13 protein-coding genes are annotated in these 14,149 nt (G+C 68.0%); all 13 read left to right on the top strand.

The genetic code is table 11. The features are described from left to right. Nucleotides 1-78: 78 nt before the first annotated feature. The 13 genes from M3T53_RS00265 to rpsC all read left to right on the top strand — a co-directional run bounded on the left by M3T53_RS00265 (nt 79) and on the right by rpsC (nt 14,145). Nucleotides 79-1,071, top strand: coding sequence for a class C sortase (locus tag M3T53_RS00265; RefSeq protein ID WP_272432419.1), 993 nt, complete (start codon nt 79-81; stop codon nt 1,069-1,071). 1,691 nt (nt 1,072-2,762) lie between these two features. Beyond that, nucleotides 2,763-4,997 carry a SpaA isopeptide-forming pilin-related protein gene (locus tag M3T53_RS00260; RefSeq protein WP_272432418.1) on the top strand — a complete coding sequence of 745 codons (2,235 nt, stop codon included), beginning with the start codon at nt 2,763-2,765 and terminating at the stop codon, nt 4,995-4,997. A gap of 118 nt (nt 4,998-5,115) precedes the next feature. Further along, on the top strand, nt 5,116-6,510 hold the full coding sequence (locus M3T53_RS00255) for a SpaH/EbpB family LPXTG-anchored major pilin (RefSeq protein ID WP_272432417.1): 1,395 nt from the start codon (nt 5,116-5,118) through the stop codon (nt 6,508-6,510). A gap of 140 nt (nt 6,511-6,650) precedes the next feature. Continuing rightward, entirely contained in the window at nt 6,651-7,616 is a 966-nt protein-coding gene (locus M3T53_RS00250; RefSeq protein ID WP_272432416.1) for a class C sortase, read from the top strand. A 708-nt stretch (nt 7,617-8,324) separates the two neighbouring features. Continuing rightward, entirely contained in the window at nt 8,325-9,404 is a 1,080-nt protein-coding gene (locus M3T53_RS00245) for a hypothetical protein (protein WP_272432415.1), read from the top strand. 438 nt (nt 9,405-9,842) lie between these two features. Beyond that, a complete protein-coding gene (gene rpsJ, locus M3T53_RS00240; RefSeq protein ID WP_003790631.1) occupies nt 9,843-10,151 on the top strand; it encodes a 30S ribosomal protein S10 in 309 nt (102 codons plus the stop codon). A gap of 11 nt (nt 10,152-10,162) precedes the next feature. Further along, nucleotides 10,163-10,831: a 50S ribosomal protein L3 gene (gene rplC, locus M3T53_RS00235; RefSeq protein WP_272432413.1), complete on the top strand. Its 669-nt coding sequence runs from the start codon at nt 10,163-10,165 to the stop codon at nt 10,829-10,831. Nucleotides 10,832-10,833: 2 nt separating this feature from the next. Then, nucleotides 10,834-11,478 (top strand): 50S ribosomal protein L4, encoded by a 645-nt coding sequence (rplD, locus tag M3T53_RS00230; RefSeq protein ID WP_272432412.1) that lies wholly within the window; start codon nt 10,834-10,836, stop codon nt 11,476-11,478. Next, nucleotides 11,475-11,780 (top strand): 50S ribosomal protein L23, encoded by a 306-nt coding sequence (rplW, locus tag M3T53_RS00225; RefSeq protein ID WP_272432411.1) that lies wholly within the window; start codon nt 11,475-11,477, stop codon nt 11,778-11,780. The genes rplD and rplW overlap by 4 nt, the downstream gene beginning before the upstream one ends. A gap of 23 nt (nt 11,781-11,803) precedes the next feature. Further along, entirely contained in the window at nt 11,804-12,640 is an 837-nt protein-coding gene (gene rplB, locus M3T53_RS00220; RefSeq protein ID WP_272432410.1) for a 50S ribosomal protein L2, read from the top strand. 16 nt (nt 12,641-12,656) lie between these two features. Next, nucleotides 12,657-12,938 (top strand): 30S ribosomal protein S19, encoded by a 282-nt coding sequence (rpsS, locus tag M3T53_RS00215; RefSeq protein WP_005962242.1) that lies wholly within the window; start codon nt 12,657-12,659, stop codon nt 12,936-12,938. A 30-nt stretch (nt 12,939-12,968) separates the two neighbouring features. Continuing rightward, nucleotides 12,969-13,340, top strand: a complete 372-nt coding sequence (gene rplV / locus M3T53_RS00210) for a 50S ribosomal protein L22 (RefSeq protein ID WP_272432409.1) — start codon at nt 12,969-12,971, stop codon at nt 13,338-13,340. A gap of 1 nt (nt 13,341) precedes the next feature. Further along, on the top strand, nt 13,342-14,145 hold the full coding sequence (gene rpsC, locus M3T53_RS00205) for a 30S ribosomal protein S3 (protein ID WP_272432408.1): 804 nt from the start codon (nt 13,342-13,344) through the stop codon (nt 14,143-14,145). Nucleotides 14,146-14,149: the final 4 nt, after the last annotated feature.

Here is a 14,149-nt window from a genome sequence, read left to right as displayed (position 1 = left end):
GACCGCATCGAGAATCAACGGCCGTGGTGGGGAGGCGTCGCCTCCCCGCCACGGCCGTCACCCCATCAGAAGGACCCCATGGCAACGGCTCGCAGCCCCCAGCACCTCGCCCACGTCCCCCATGGGGACGGCGCCTCCCCGGCCTCGCCCCCGCCCCGCGCGACTCCCGAGCGAAGATGGCGGCTCAACGCGTTCTCCCTGATCCCCGCGGTCTTCGCCGTCGTCGGGATGCTCGCCCTCAGCTACCCCACGGTCGCCTCCTGGATCAGCCAGTACAACCAGTCGAAAATCGTCTCCGGCTACCACGCCCAAGTCGACGGCGCCGAACCCGAACGAGCCGTCCAGCTTCAAAAGGCCAGGGAGTACAACGACGCGCTCTCCGCCGGGGCGCTCCTCCAAGCCAACACGAACGTCCCCACGGGCAGCGGCACCTCCTCGGACGACACCCTCGACTACCGCGCCATCCTGACGGCGAACGCCTCGGGACTCATGGGGCGCATCAAGATCCCCAGTATCGACGTCGACCTGCCGATCTACCACGGGACCTCGGAGGCGACCCTTCTTGAGGGGATCGGTCATCTTGAGGGGACGTCTTTGCCCGTCGGGGGCGCGGGTACGCGCACCGTCCTCACCGGGCATCGGGGGCTGGCGGACGCGACGATGTTCACCGATCTCGACAAGGTGGAGATGGGCGATACTTTCACCCTCGAGGTGTTCGGTGAGGTCCTGACGTACGAGGTGAACGACAAGAAGGTCGTCGAGCCCGAGGAGACCGAAACCCTGCGGGTCGAGCAGGGGCGCGACCTGGCCACCCTTGTCACCTGCACGCCGCTGGGCATCAACACCCATCGGATCCTCCTCACCGGGGAGCGCATCACGCCGACCCCCATCGCGGACGTCGAGGACGCCGGCAAGGCCCCGACCATCCCGCATTTCCCGTGGTGGGCGATATGGATCCCCGCGGGCCTCGTCCTCGTCGGCCTCTACATCTGGTGGGCGGGGACTCCCGTAGCGCCGGCATCCCCGAGGGATGCGACTGCTCGCTCAGCGGCCCCGGCCTCCACGCGCTGATCCGCCACCCACACCGGCCATCGCTCGACCGTCCCGCGTTCCCCGCGGTGGGCGATGCGGATGGGCGGCTCTGGGCGATCGCGGCGAAGCCGTGACACGCCGCGCAGTGGCGGCCCGAAACACGTTTTCAATCGTTTCTGGGCGTCGTGGTAGTCCTTGAGAAGTCAGACCACCGAGTGCGGACTCGGTCAGACTCTTGATGCCGACCCTTCGGCCGATAAGGTCGTGGACGACGCTGCTGGCCATGACCTCGCTTCTCGCCAGTCCAACGCTCGAAACACGAGCGGGTCCCCTGGGCGCAGGTACTCGCGTCGGGCGACCCGCTGTCGGACGCCTCGCCCGACGCAGGCAGTCGAGGGACACGCCCACCCACCGCCCCGACGCATGGGTCGTCGCGGCGCGCATGACCAAGGGGTGTCGCGCGTGAGACGACGGTGGTCAGGGTGGTGGACGCGCAGGTCGTCGCCGATCGCCGGGTGCTGGTTCTTGATCCGGGTCAGGCCCTTGCTTTCGCCCGCCCCGGGCTGGTCGCCCCCGAGCGCCAACAGCGGGAGTTCCTAGGGGTGCTCAAGCGCCCCGAGCCGGTCGAGTCCGGGGCGGCTCTCCGGGTCGAAGACGACGCGCAGCTGCTTCTTGGGACGAGTCAACGGTCATGAGACCAGGGGCGGCGCGTGCTCGGGCATCGCCGCCGACTCAGCGCGTGGCTTCGCCGTCATCGCCTCCACGGCGCGCGGGCTGTCCGCATCGATCGCTCGGACCTCCAAGCGAGTGCGGAAACGCTCCTCCTGTCAACGCGCCTCGTCCTCCGGAGTCGATGCCCCACGCTCCCAGGCCGGATAGCCGGCGACAACTTGGTTGGCGATCTCGCGCATGACATCAGCAACCTGGTTGGGAGTCAGTGCTCTGGGTCTGCCGGTGTGAGAGCCTCGGGCGCGTGCGGCTGCCAGGCCTTCCCCGGGTTCGTTCTCGGATGAGAGCCCGCTCGTATTCCGCGAACGCGTCGACGACGTGGGAGGCCGACCGACCGGTGTGGTGATGTCGATCCCCTCGGCCGGTGAGCGGAACTCGACGCCGCGAGCCCGATTGCCTCGGCTTTGATCGAAGGATCGTGGCGCCCTGCCCGAGAGGTCCGCTTTCCCTGGGAATATCCTTGGAAGAATCGTTGTGATTTTCAGGATTTTCTCAAATTGAGGGACTTCTTGTTCAGCATTCTTTAATTAATGGTGATTACAGTCGCTGCAGGTTATTCCTGTTTCTGATTGAAATCAGTGAAAAGCCTGAGATAATTCTGATTCTTCAAAAAGGTCTTCGACATGACTCGACACTCATCTCGGCACGGCGGGCATCGATGCGCGGCAGCATTCGCGTCCGCCCTGCTCGTCTGCGCAGGCGGCGGGTGGGCATTGGCCGCCCCTCCGGCATGGGCCGCCGACGGGCCCCAGGACCCGTCCCCGGCCCTCGCGGCAGAATCCCCCGGCGAGGAGGGCTCCGACGATGCGATGGGTCAGGAGGGGCCAGTCTCGCCTGGGCCGAATCCTCCATCAACGGCCGCCGGCGAGGAGGGGGGCGACGACTCTCCCGCCTCGGATACGAGCGACAGCGGTCCAACCCCTGCCGATCCCCAGCAAGACTCCTCCGACCCGGCTCCCGGCCCGGAGGGAACCGCCGGGGACTCGGGCCCGCATGAGGCCGTGGTCGACCAGGCGCCGCCCGAGATGCCTCCAGCCGGCCAGGTCGGCTCGATCCCCCTGAAAGTCGAGGCGCAGGTCGCCAATCACCGGGGGACGGATCAGCGGGGCAACCGAGTCGACGACTCGCAGGACGCCATCCGCTACGGATCTGCCGCCGAGGGCACGACCACGGGTCTGATCCCTAATCCGGGAGGGGACGAGAAGTCGAGCGGATTCGTCGGTCCTGGGAAGACCGCCTACTCCGCCCATGGCCGAGTGAATGTCTGCCGATTCACAATCTTCGGAATCTGTATCGGGACACGATACGAGGGGGATGAGAAGGACCTCAATCTCGACCGGAAGAGCACCCTGGGATTCTCCCCCCGTGATCCCGGGTCCGTCGATACCGGGAAGAGATTCAACCTCGGCTACTTCGTCCACGTGAACAACCCGGTGGACGGGGCCGACGACCCCGGTTCGCCGGGAAAATGGTTCTCCGCCGACCTCAATATCCGCGTGACGTTCAACGACAAGCAGACGACCCTCACCTTCCCCTGGAGGATCCACGAGACGCCGAACGCGGGCGCCCGCCACGACGACGTTTTGACCTTCACCTCGACCATCGCCCCCCAGACCTTCGATCCGGGCAACGGCGTGAAGTACACGATGACGATCCATGGATTCACCCAGGACAACACCCAGAAGTGTGAGGATCCCGGGACGCCCCTGCGCAGCGAGTTCCTCACCGTCGAGGGGGCGAAGACCTACGGGTGCCTGTGGGCCTCGGTCGAGCAGGTCCGCCCGGTGACTGTCGTCAAGAGGATCGTCGCCGCGGACGGCGCGGTCACCGATCCCGCTCCGGCCTCATTCGGTTTCACGGCGACCGGCGGCCTCGCGAACCTGTGGGGCGGTACCGGCGACGGCGCGTTCTCGCTGACGCCGGCCGCCATCGGTCAGGAGCAGTCTCTGCGCGTCGATACCGGCTACACCACGGGCAGCGAGCTGACGATCGTGGAAAACCCGGTCGGCTCGGACGAATGGGCCCTGACGAGCCTGACCTGCCTCGACGGCAAGGGCCGCTCCGTCGGCAAAATCTCGGGGAACTCCTTCACCCTTGGAACCGGGCTGCGCGAAGACGACCCCAAAGCCGTGCCCATCACCTGCACCTACGTCAACACCTACACGCCGAAGGCCCTGCTGACCCTGACGAAGACCGTCGAGGGAGCACCCGACCTCGCGAACCAGTGGACGTTGACTGCGGCATCGCAGGGCAAGAGGATCACCGGGATCACGGGAGTTCCCGAGGTCACCGGCGCGACGGTCGAGCCGAATACCGGCTACGTCCTCAGCGAGGCGCCGATCGACGGCGGCACTCGCGCCGACGCCTACGAGCTCAGGGGCTGGGCGTGCACGGCCGACCGAGGCGCCGTCCGCTACGACGCGGCGACGACCACCGTGACGCCCGCACCCGGCCAGCACGTCACGTGCACCGCCACCAACGCCCCCAGGCTCGCGACCCTCACCCTCGTCAAGACCCTCGATGAGACCGCCAGCACCCATGCCTGGGCCCTCGGGGCGCAGGCGCAGGACTGGACCCTCACGGCCTCCGGAGACGGCCGGACCATCTCCGGGACGACCGGGTCCGACGCGGTGACGAAGCAGGAACTCGCCCCCGGCGCCTACTCCCTGAGCGAAACCGCGAAGGCCATCAGCGGCGGCCTGCCCGCTCAGGCCTACACCAGCGGCCAGTGGACGTGCGACAACGCGACAGTCGACAAGGGGACGGTCCGCCTCGAACCCGGCCGGGACTACACCTGCACGGTGACGAACGCCCTCAGGGCCTTCCCCCTCACTTGGCGCAAGACCGACGAGGCCGGACGCCCGCTCGGCGGCGCGCAGTGGACCCTCATCCGGGTGGGAGCCGACGACGCGGCGATCGACGTGCCCGCATCTGCCGACGGCTCCTACACGGTCGAGGGACTGCCGATGGGCGACTACTCGCTCACGGAGACCGCCGCCCCGGTCGGCTACCGCAGGCTCGCAGAGCCGCTGACCATCCGGATCGATGCGGACGGGCGCGTCGCGGGCCTGCCGCCGAACGGCGGCATCGCCAATGAGAAGGCGGCCGCCCCGCTCCTGCCCCTGACCGGCGGCATCGGAGGCGAACACCTCATCATCGCCACCGCGCTCCTTGGCGGACTCGCCCTCGGCGCCGACCTCGTGAGAAGGCGACGGGCGGGCACCCGCAACGACTGACACCCCGGGCGGCTCCACCGCGGCGCCCCGAACCGATCGGTGCAGGACGCCTCCCGCGCCCCTCATTCCACGAACCCCCACCGAATACATACCGGGTACCCCCGAAAGGCATAAACGAATGAACACACGCGTACTCGCTCGGCGCCTCCTCGCCGCCGCCGGATCGGCCGCGCTCGCCGTGGCCGGCCTCGGATCGGCCGCGCTCGCCGCCGACACCGCCGCCATCGACCCGCAGGCGACGGCGACGCTGACGATCCACAAACTGGCTAACACCGGCCAAACGGGTCCGACGAGCGGAACCGAGCAGCAAGTCCCCGGCGCCGTCCCCATCGAGCACGTCACCTTCAGGATCTGCAAGGTCGCCCAGGCGGATCTATCGACCCCCGAGGGATGGACGATCGCCGAGGGCTTCGCGAACCAGTCCCTGACCGTCGAGGGGGACAAGGTGACGCTCGCCCCGTCCAGCGCCAGCCACGCCCTCACCGACTGCCAGGACGCGACGACCGATGAACAGGGGACGACCACCCGCGAGGGCAGACCCGCCCTCTACGTCGTCCAGGAGATCGACGCCACCAAGGCGCGGATCGCTGGCCAGACCGCCACGGTCATCTCCACCGCTGCGCCCTTCGCCGTCACCATCCCCATGGACAACCTCGCCGATCACACGTGGAACTACCGGGTCCACGTCTACCCGAAGAACACCGTCGGCAGCGCCCCCGTTAAGACCGTCTCCGCCCCGACGGCCATCACCGGGCGACTCGACTGGGCGGTCGCCCAGAAGCTCCCCGCGTTCGACGAGGCGAACCCCCTCACGTCTTTCCAGCTGGTCGATGATCTCGCCCAGGCGGGGGACCTCGCGAACGTCCTCGCGACCGTCAAGGTAAAAGTCGACGACAAGGACAGGACGAGCGATTTCGCCGTCTCCCTGGTCGACGAACGGAAGCTGACGATCACGGCGAAGAACCCGGGCGCCCTGCCCTCGGGCGCCTCGATCGTCACGACCTATTCGACGGTCGGTTCGCAGGAGGCGCAGACGAACTCCGTGACCGCCTACATCGATGACGCAGTGATCGGCACGGCGACCGCTCGCGGGCCCCTGAACAAGGTGATGCTCACGAAGAAGAACGAGGCGGGGGCGCTTCTCAAGGGCGCGGAGTTCGAGCTGTGCGCGACACGGGTCGATGGGGTCTCGGATGCCCAGGCGTGCACGTCCGCAACCGCTACCGATGACCAGGGCGTCCTCGTCATCGACCGTCTCAAGCCCGGTACCTATACCCTCAAGGAGACGAAGGCCCCGGCCGGCTACCAGAGGGTCGCCGACATGGAGGTGACGGTCACCGACGACAGGACGCCCGTGCAGATCGAGGTCGTTGATCCGAAGGTCCAGGTCCCGACCCTGCCGGTCACCGGCGCCGACGGGCAGCTGCTGATGACGGTCACCGGCATGGCCCTCGCCCTCCTGGCGGGCGGAGTCGTCCTCGTGACCCGCAGACGCGCGACGGTGGGGGATTGATCCTCCATCCCCCTACCCGTGCGACCGGCTCGAACTCGCGTCGGCCGGGCGTGCCGTGGTCCGGGCTCCTCCCCCGGACCACGGCACGCGAACTTCCGGTCGGAGCCGGCTGAGGAACGGCCGATGAGAACGGATGGCCCATGAATGAGCGAAGCCACTGGGATCCGCGGAGCCCGGCAAGAGCGGAGGGCGCGAACCGGATCCGCCGCCGATGGCATCCCGATGCCATGGGCGTCCTCGCCTCCGTGCTCGCACTGGCCGCGCTGCTCGTCTTCACCTATCCGCGCGCGGCGTCGTGGTTCTCCGACTACTACCAGTCGCAGGTCGTCGTCTCCTACGGGGAGGCGGTGGCGTCGGTGACTCCCAGCGCCGACGAGCAGCGCGCAGAGGCGCGCGCGTACAACGAGGCCCTGTCCTCGGGGGCGGTCCTCGAGCGGAACGCGAGTGTCCCGGTGGGCGACGGGCGGGGGGTGGGCCCCGAGTTCGACTACGGGTCGATGCTCAACGCCGATGGGGCGGGGCTCATGGCCCGGGTGAGGATCCCGGCGATCGACCTCGACCTGCCGGTGTATCACGGGACGGACGAGGCGACGCTGCTCTCCGGTTTGGGGCATTTGCAGGGGACGTCTCTGCCGGTGGGGGGCCCGTCGACGCGGACCGTGATCACGGGGCATCGGGGGTTGGCGTCGGCGACGATGTTCACCCGCCTGGACGAGGTGGGAGTGGGGGACCTGTTCGTCATCGAAGTCTTCGACGAGGCCCTGACCTACCGCGTCGTCGATACGGCGGTCATCGAACCGGAGGAGACGGAGTCGTTGCGGGCGCAGGCCGGGCGCGACCTGGCGACGCTCGTCACCTGCACGCCGCTGGGGATCAATTCCCACCGGATCCTCGTGACGGGGGAGCGGGTGCTGCCGACGCCGGTCGCTCAGGCTGCTCGTCTGGGCGAGCGCCCCGAGGGCCCGGGCTTCCCCTGGTGGGGGGTGATCCTCGTGATCGGTCTGTGCGGGATCGGCGCGTACCTGTACCGCTCCGGGCGTACACCCCGGGAGCAGTGCGAAAAGGCTCGGGGCCGAGCCGAGGAGGAGTGGTCGAATAGCGTCTGAGGGTGCATCCGCACCTCGAATGGGGGCCGTAGGGGCGCCGGGCGGTGCGGCGAGCGCGCTGAGGGCCCGGGCTTCCCCTGGTGGGGGATATGGATCCCCGCGGGCCTTTTCCTCGTCGGCCTCTATATCTGGTGGGCTGGCCTTCCCGTCCTTCCGAAGCAGGGGCGCCGGAAGAAGGGCGACAAGGCGGTTGTCTTGATGGTGCGGCGGCCGCGATGGATGCGAACGCGCAGGATGATCGCTACTGCGATCCGATGACCTGCGAGGTCATGCATGAAATCCCTCCTTATGTGGCCTGGCGCTGCCTCGTGCGGGACGGAGCGCCGATGTCGGAAGATGCCTGCGCATGGGTGGGAATAGGGCTTCGATGCGCGCCTTGCGGTCCGCGAGGTCGATCCGGACGGTCGACGCGCCGTCGAGGCGATGACTGTGAAGCGCGATGACCGTAAAGCGCGATGACTGTGAAGCGCAATGACCGTAAAGCTTTGCGCTGAACTGGCGGACACGCCCAAACCTCACCCCCCCTCACTGTGAGGCTTTATCAAAATCGTGATGCCCAACTAGGCGAAATAGAGCATCAGAGTCCGCATAAAACATCACAGTGAGGGAAACGAGGGCGAGCGACGGGCTGAGGGGAGGCCTTTCTTCATCCACAGGCGCGAGGAGCGCGCCTTGCCCGCGCCGATGGGAATCCGGAAGAGTCCGTACATGGACTTGCCTCCTCTCGCACTGCAACGCACCCGCGGGAAAACAGCCCCGGATCAGCGTGACGGGGCGCGGCTCCTGAGAATCAGGCGCGGTTTTGCCCTCGATCCCCGTGAACTGCCGGACACCCTCAAGCCTTGGGAAGCGCGAAGACTCGTCGCCGAGGCCCGCATCCACGCGACCGCCGCCGCGCACGAGGAAGTCGTCCTCACACGGGAATCGGCTCTTGTCCTTCACGGCATCCCCGCGTGGGCGGACAATCCCGACGTGTGGGTGCGAATGGATTCGCGCGGCACGCTGCGACGATTTCCCGCGGTCGAAGGGGAGAACTGGTTCGTGCCGTCGGCTCGGATCAGGCAGGACTCCAGGCCCTCGACCGATGAGCCGGTCGTTGTCGATGGGATCACAGTCGACTCGCTCGAGACAACGGCCGTCCTCTGCGCGCTGTCTCTCCATCCGATCGAGGGCTTCACAGCCGCATGCGGGATTATTCGGAGGCTGTGCGGGTTTAACCGCTTCGACATCGCGGAGTCGAGGCGTCGCGAAGAAGAGGTGCGCACCGATCTTCTTCGTCGCTTGCACTCGATGACGGTGAAGCGCGGTGCGAAACGAGCCAACGTCATCCTCACGTACGCGAGCGGCGCATGCGAATCGGTCGGCGAGGCCGCGCTGCTCTGGTACGTCCTCACTGTCGCGCAGCACGATGTCGAGACGCAGGTCGAGGTCCGAGCCGACGGCCGCCGCTACTTCGCCGACATCGCGATCCCGGCGCTCGGACTCATCCTCGAATTCGACGGCATGGGGAAGCTCGGCGGTAACGAGGTCGAGTTCGCGCGCTCGCGGGCAGCGATGATGAAGCGCGACCTGGATCTGGAACGGGGCGGATGGCGGGTCGCGCACTTCCAGATGACGGACTTCGCCGCGCCTGACGCTCTTCGGCGCAGGCTCGCGGCGCTCGTCGATGACGGTGGCCCGCTGCTCGACGTCCCGGCTGCTGGCATGTGGGCGCCCATCGACTCCCGCATCAACGGCAATGCCCGGCGCCTGCAACGGCGGGCCGCTCCTCCTCCCCCCGCGCTGTGATGCTTTGCCAACGCCGTGATGCTTTAGAGGTCCTCATAGAGCATCAGCATCGCCACAGAGCATCACAGTGGGAGTAAAATTTTGCGACACGCCCGAGCGCGGGGTAGTGTGTCTCCTCGGTGCCGCTGTCTCCCCGGCCACGGGGCGTCGGCGGCGAAGGATCCACTGCCAGCCTTGTCGGGCGATTCACACGCCCGGCGTCGACGTGCGGCTTGTGAACGCCGCATCCGATCTGGAAGACTGGCACGGTTGCCCCGTCAGGCGCGGGGCGGTCCCATCCGGCCATCCGGTCGGGCGGGCCGGGCGATTCGCCCAAGATCTTTGGACAAGACAACGGTCCGCCTCCGAACAGACGGGGGACCGCGAACATGATGAGCCCGACGGGCTCAGTGGTCGCGGGGACCGGTGACGAATCTGTACGAGAAGAGGTAAGACGGCATGGCGGGACAGAAGATCCGCATCCGGCTCAAGTCGTATGACCACGAGGTCATCGACAGCTCCGCGCGCAAGATCGTGGACACCGTGCAGCGCGCGGGCGCCACAGTCGTGGGCCCGGTGCCGCTGCCGACCGAAAAGAACGTGTTCGTCGTCATTCGGTCGCCCCACAAGTACAAGGACAGCCGTGAGCATTTCGAGATGCGCACCCACAAGCGGCTGATCGACATCATCGACCCGACCCCCAAGGCCGTCGACTCGCTCATGCGCCTCGATCTGCCGGCGGACGTCAACATCGAGATCAAGCTCTGAGGACTTCTGCAATGACAACTGACAACAAGCAGCAGGCTGCCGCGCCCGTCAAGGCGCTGCTCGGCCGCAAGCTCGGCATGACCCAGGTCTGGGATGCCGACGGCCGTCTTGTGCCCCTCACTGTCGTGCAGGTCGGCACCAACGTCGTCACCCAGGTCCGCGACCTCGACACCGACGGCTACACCGCCGTTCAGCTCGGCTTCGAGGAGATCGATCCCCGCAAGGTCACCAAGCCCCTCGCCGGGCACTTCGCCAAGGCCGGGGTCGCCCCCCGCCGCCACCTCGCCGAGGTCCGCACCTCCGCCGCCGACTCCTTCGAGGTCGGCCAGGAGCTCGACGCCGCCGTCTTCGAGGCCGGCCAGCGCGTCGACGTCTCCGGCAACACCAAGGGCAAGGGCTTCGCCGGCGTCATGAAGCGCCACGGCTTCGCGGGCGTCTCCGCCTCCCACGGCGCCCACCGCAACCACCGCAAGCCCGGCTCGATCGGCGCTTGCGCGACCCCCGGGCGCATCTTCAAGGGCCTGCGCATGGCCGGCCGCATGGGTGGCGTCCGCCGTACCGTCCAGAACCTCAAGGTCCAGGCCGTCGACACCGAGAAGGGGCTGCTCCTCATCAGCGGCGCCATCCCCGGTCCGAAGAACGGCGTGGTCCTGGTTCGCTCCTCCGTGAAGGGTGCGTGATCATGTCTGACGCCCGTACCGTCAACGTCCTCGATCTCGAAGGCAAGAAGGCCGGCACCGTCGACCTGCCCGCCGAGATCTTCGACGTCGAAACGAACATCCCGCTGATGCACCAGGTGGTCGTCGCCCAGCTCGCGGCCGCCCGCCAGGGCACGCACTCGACGAAGACCCGCGGCGAGGTCTCCGGCGGCGGCAAGAAGCCGTTCCGCCAGAAGGGCACCGGCAACGCCCGCCAGGGCTCGATCCGCGCCCCGCACTTCACCGGCGGCGGCATCGTCCACGGCCCGCGCCCGCGCGACTACGACCAGCGGACCCCCAAGAAGATGAAGCAGGGCGCCCTGCGCTCGGCCCTGTCCGACCGCGCCCGCGCCGGCCGGATCCACGTCGTCACCGCGCTCATCGAGGCCGAGAAGCCCTCGACGAAGACCGTCCTGGCCTCCCTGCGCCCGCTCGTCGCGGACCGCCAGGCCCTGGTCGTCCTCGAGCGCACCGACGAGGTCACCGCGCTCAGCCTGCGCAACATCCCCGAGGTTCACGTCCTGTGGGCCGACCAGCTGAACACCTACGACGTCCTCGACGCCGACGACATCGTGTTCACCCGGGCCGCCCTCGAGTCCTTCCTCGGCACCAAGGAGGAGACCAAGTGAGCACGATCGAAGCGGGCAAGAACCCCCGCGACATCATCCTGAAGCCCGTCGTCACGGAGAAGTCCTCGATCCTCATGGACCAGGGCAAGTACACCTTCGAGGTGGACCCCCGTGCGAACAAGACCGAGATCAAGATCGCCATCGAGCGCATCTTCGGCGTCAAGGTCGGCTCCATCGCCACCCAGAACCGCAAGGGCAAGACCTACCGGACCCGCAACGGCCTCGGTAAGCGCAAGGACGTCAAGCGCGCCATCGTGACCCTTCGCGAAGGCACCATCGACATCTTCGGCGATCAGGCCTGAGAACCGGAGAGGGACAGAGAAACATGGGAATCCGCAAGTACAAGCCCACGACCCCCGGTCGTCGCTTCTCGTCGGTCTCCGACTTCGTCGAGATCACCCGCAGCGAGCCCGAGAAGTCGCTGGTGCGCCCCCTGCACAAGACGGGCGGCCGCAACTCCAACGGTCGCGTGACCTCGCGTCACCGCGGCGGCGGACACAAGCGCCAGTACCGCGTCATCGACTTCCGTCGCCACGACAAGGACGGCGTGCCGGCCACGGTCGCCCACATCGAGTACGACCCCAACCGCACCGCCCGCATCGCGCTGCTGCACTACGCCGACGGCGCCAAGCGCTACATCCTCGCGCCGACCGGCCTCAAGCAGGGCGATCGGATCGAGGCCGGCCCCTCGGCCGACATCAAGCCGGGCAACGCGCTCCAGCTGCGCAACATCCCCCTAGGCACCGTCGTCCACGCCGTCGAGCTCAAGCCCGGCGGCGGCGCGAAGATCGCCCGCTCGGCCGGCACCTCGGTCCAGCTCGTCGCCAAGGAAGGCGCCTACGCCCAGCTGCGCATGCCCTCCGGCGAGATCCGCAACGTCGAGGTCGCCTGCCGCGCCACCGTCGGCGAGGTCGGCAACTCCGAGCAGTCGAACATCAACTGGGGCAAGGCCGGCCGCATGCGCTGGAAGGGCAAGCGCCCGCACGTGCGCGGCGTCGTCATGAACCCGGTCGACCACCCGCACGGCGGCGGCGAGGGCCGCACCTCCGGCGGCCGTCACCCGGTTAGCCCGTGGGGCAAGCCCGAGGGCCGCACCCGTCGTCCCAACAAGGCCAGCGATCGCCTGATCGTTCGCCGTCGTAAGACCGGCAAGAATCGCTGAGTAGGAGTCGATAAGAATGCCGCGCAGTTTGAAGAAGGGCCCGTTCGTCGACGACCACCTGCTCAAGAAGGTCGACGCCGCGAACGAATCCGGTTCCAAGAACGTCATCAAGACCTGGTCGCGCCGCTCGGTCATCACCCCCGACTTCCTCGGGCTGACCTTCGCCGTGCACGACGGTCGCAAGCATGTCCCCGTCTTCGTCACCGAGTCGATGGTGGGCCACAAGCTCGGGGAGTTCGCCCCCACGCGGACTTTCCGCAGCCACGACAAGGACGATCGAAAGGGACGTCGGCGCTGAGCCGGCCCCACGGAAGAAGAGGCAGATTCTATGGAAGCCAAGGCGCAGGCGCGGTACATCCGCGTAACGCCCCAGAAGGCGCGCCGTGTGGTCAACGAGGTTCGTGGCAAGCGCGCTCTTGAGGCGGCCGACATCCTGCGGTTCGCCCCGCAGGCCGTCGCCGTCGACGTCCGCAAGGTGCTCCTCAGCGCCGTCGCCAACTCCAAGGTCAAGGCCGAGCTGGCCGGGCAGACCTTCAACGAGGCCGACCTGCTGGTCCTCGAGGCCTACGTGGACGAGGGGCCGACGATGAAGCGATTCCGTCCTCGTGCGCAGGGGCGCGCGGGACGCATCCTCAAGCGCTCGAGCCACATCACCGTCGTGGTCGGCACGAAGGAAGACAAGAAGAAGGGAGACCGCTGACATGGGCCAGAAGGTCAACCCCACCGGGTTCCGCCTGGGGATCACCACGGACCACCGGTCTCGCTGGTTCTCCGACTCCACCACCAAGGGACAGCGCTACTCGGACTACGTCGCCGAGGACGTCGCCATCCGCAAGACCCTGACCGACACGCTCGAGCGCGCCGGCATCTCGAAGGTCGACATCGAGCGCACCCGCGACCGCGTCCGCGTCGACCTGCACACCGCCCGCCCGGGCATCGTCATCGGCCGCCGCGGCGCCGAGGCCGACCGGCTCCGCCAGGACCTGGAGAAGCTCACGGGCAAGCAGGTCCAGCTCAACATCCTCGAGGTCAAGAACCCCGACATGGACGCTCAGCTGGTCGCCCAGGGCATCGCCGAGCAGCTCGCAGCCCGCGTCTCCTTCCGCCGCGCCATGCGCAAGGGCATGCAGTCCGCGCAGCGCGCCGGCGCCAAGGGTATCCGCGTGCAGGTCTCCGGCCGCCTCGGCGGCGCCGAGATGAGCCGCTCCGAGTTCTACCGCGAGGGGCGCGTGCCGCTGCACACCCTGCGCGCGAACATCGACTACGGATTCCACGAGGCCCGGACGACCTTCGGTCGCATCGGCGTCAAGGTGTGGATCTACAAGGGCGACATGACCGAGCGCGAATTCGCTCGTCAGCAGGCCGAGCAGGCCACCCGCGGCGGACGCCGCGGCGATCGCCGCGGCCCGCGCCGCGGCTCGCGCCCGACCCAGGACACCACCCAGCAGCAGGCGCCGGTCGAGGCCGCAGCCCCTGCCGCTGCCGAAACCGGAACGGAGGCCTGAGCCC

The organism is Actinomyces sp. B33 (assembly GCF_028437565.1).
In the GTDB taxonomy this organism is placed as follows: domain Bacteria; phylum Actinomycetota; class Actinomycetes; order Actinomycetales; family Actinomycetaceae; genus Pauljensenia.
Note: the sequence above shows the minus strand (reverse complement) of the source record. Positions and strands in the feature narration are given on the sequence as shown.

Excerpts from the sequence above, each read along its gene's own strand:
- M3T53_RS00265 (WP_272432419.1), top strand. The coding sequence starts at position 79 with ATGGCAACGGCTCGCAGCCCCCAGCACCTCGCCCACGTCCCCCATGGG.
- M3T53_RS00255 (WP_272432417.1), top strand. The coding sequence starts at position 5,116 with ATGAACACACGCGTACTCGCTCGGCGCCTCCTCGCCGCCGCCGGATCG.
- M3T53_RS00250 (WP_272432416.1), top strand. The coding sequence starts at position 6,651 with ATGAATGAGCGAAGCCACTGGGATCCGCGGAGCCCGGCAAGAGCGGAG.
- M3T53_RS00245 (WP_272432415.1), top strand. The coding sequence starts at position 8,325 with ATGGACTTGCCTCCTCTCGCACTGCAACGCACCCGCGGGAAAACAGCC.
- rpsJ (WP_003790631.1), top strand. The coding sequence starts at position 9,843 with ATGGCGGGACAGAAGATCCGCATCCGGCTCAAGTCGTATGACCACGAG.
- rplC (WP_272432413.1), top strand. The coding sequence starts at position 10,163 with ATGACAACTGACAACAAGCAGCAGGCTGCCGCGCCCGTCAAGGCGCTG.
- rplD (WP_272432412.1), top strand. The coding sequence starts at position 10,834 with ATGTCTGACGCCCGTACCGTCAACGTCCTCGATCTCGAAGGCAAGAAG.
- rplB (WP_272432410.1), top strand. The coding sequence starts at position 11,804 with ATGGGAATCCGCAAGTACAAGCCCACGACCCCCGGTCGTCGCTTCTCG.
- rpsS (WP_005962242.1), top strand. The coding sequence starts at position 12,657 with ATGCCGCGCAGTTTGAAGAAGGGCCCGTTCGTCGACGACCACCTGCTC.
- rplV (WP_272432409.1), top strand. The coding sequence starts at position 12,969 with ATGGAAGCCAAGGCGCAGGCGCGGTACATCCGCGTAACGCCCCAGAAG.
- rpsC (WP_272432408.1), top strand. The coding sequence starts at position 13,342 with ATGGGCCAGAAGGTCAACCCCACCGGGTTCCGCCTGGGGATCACCACG.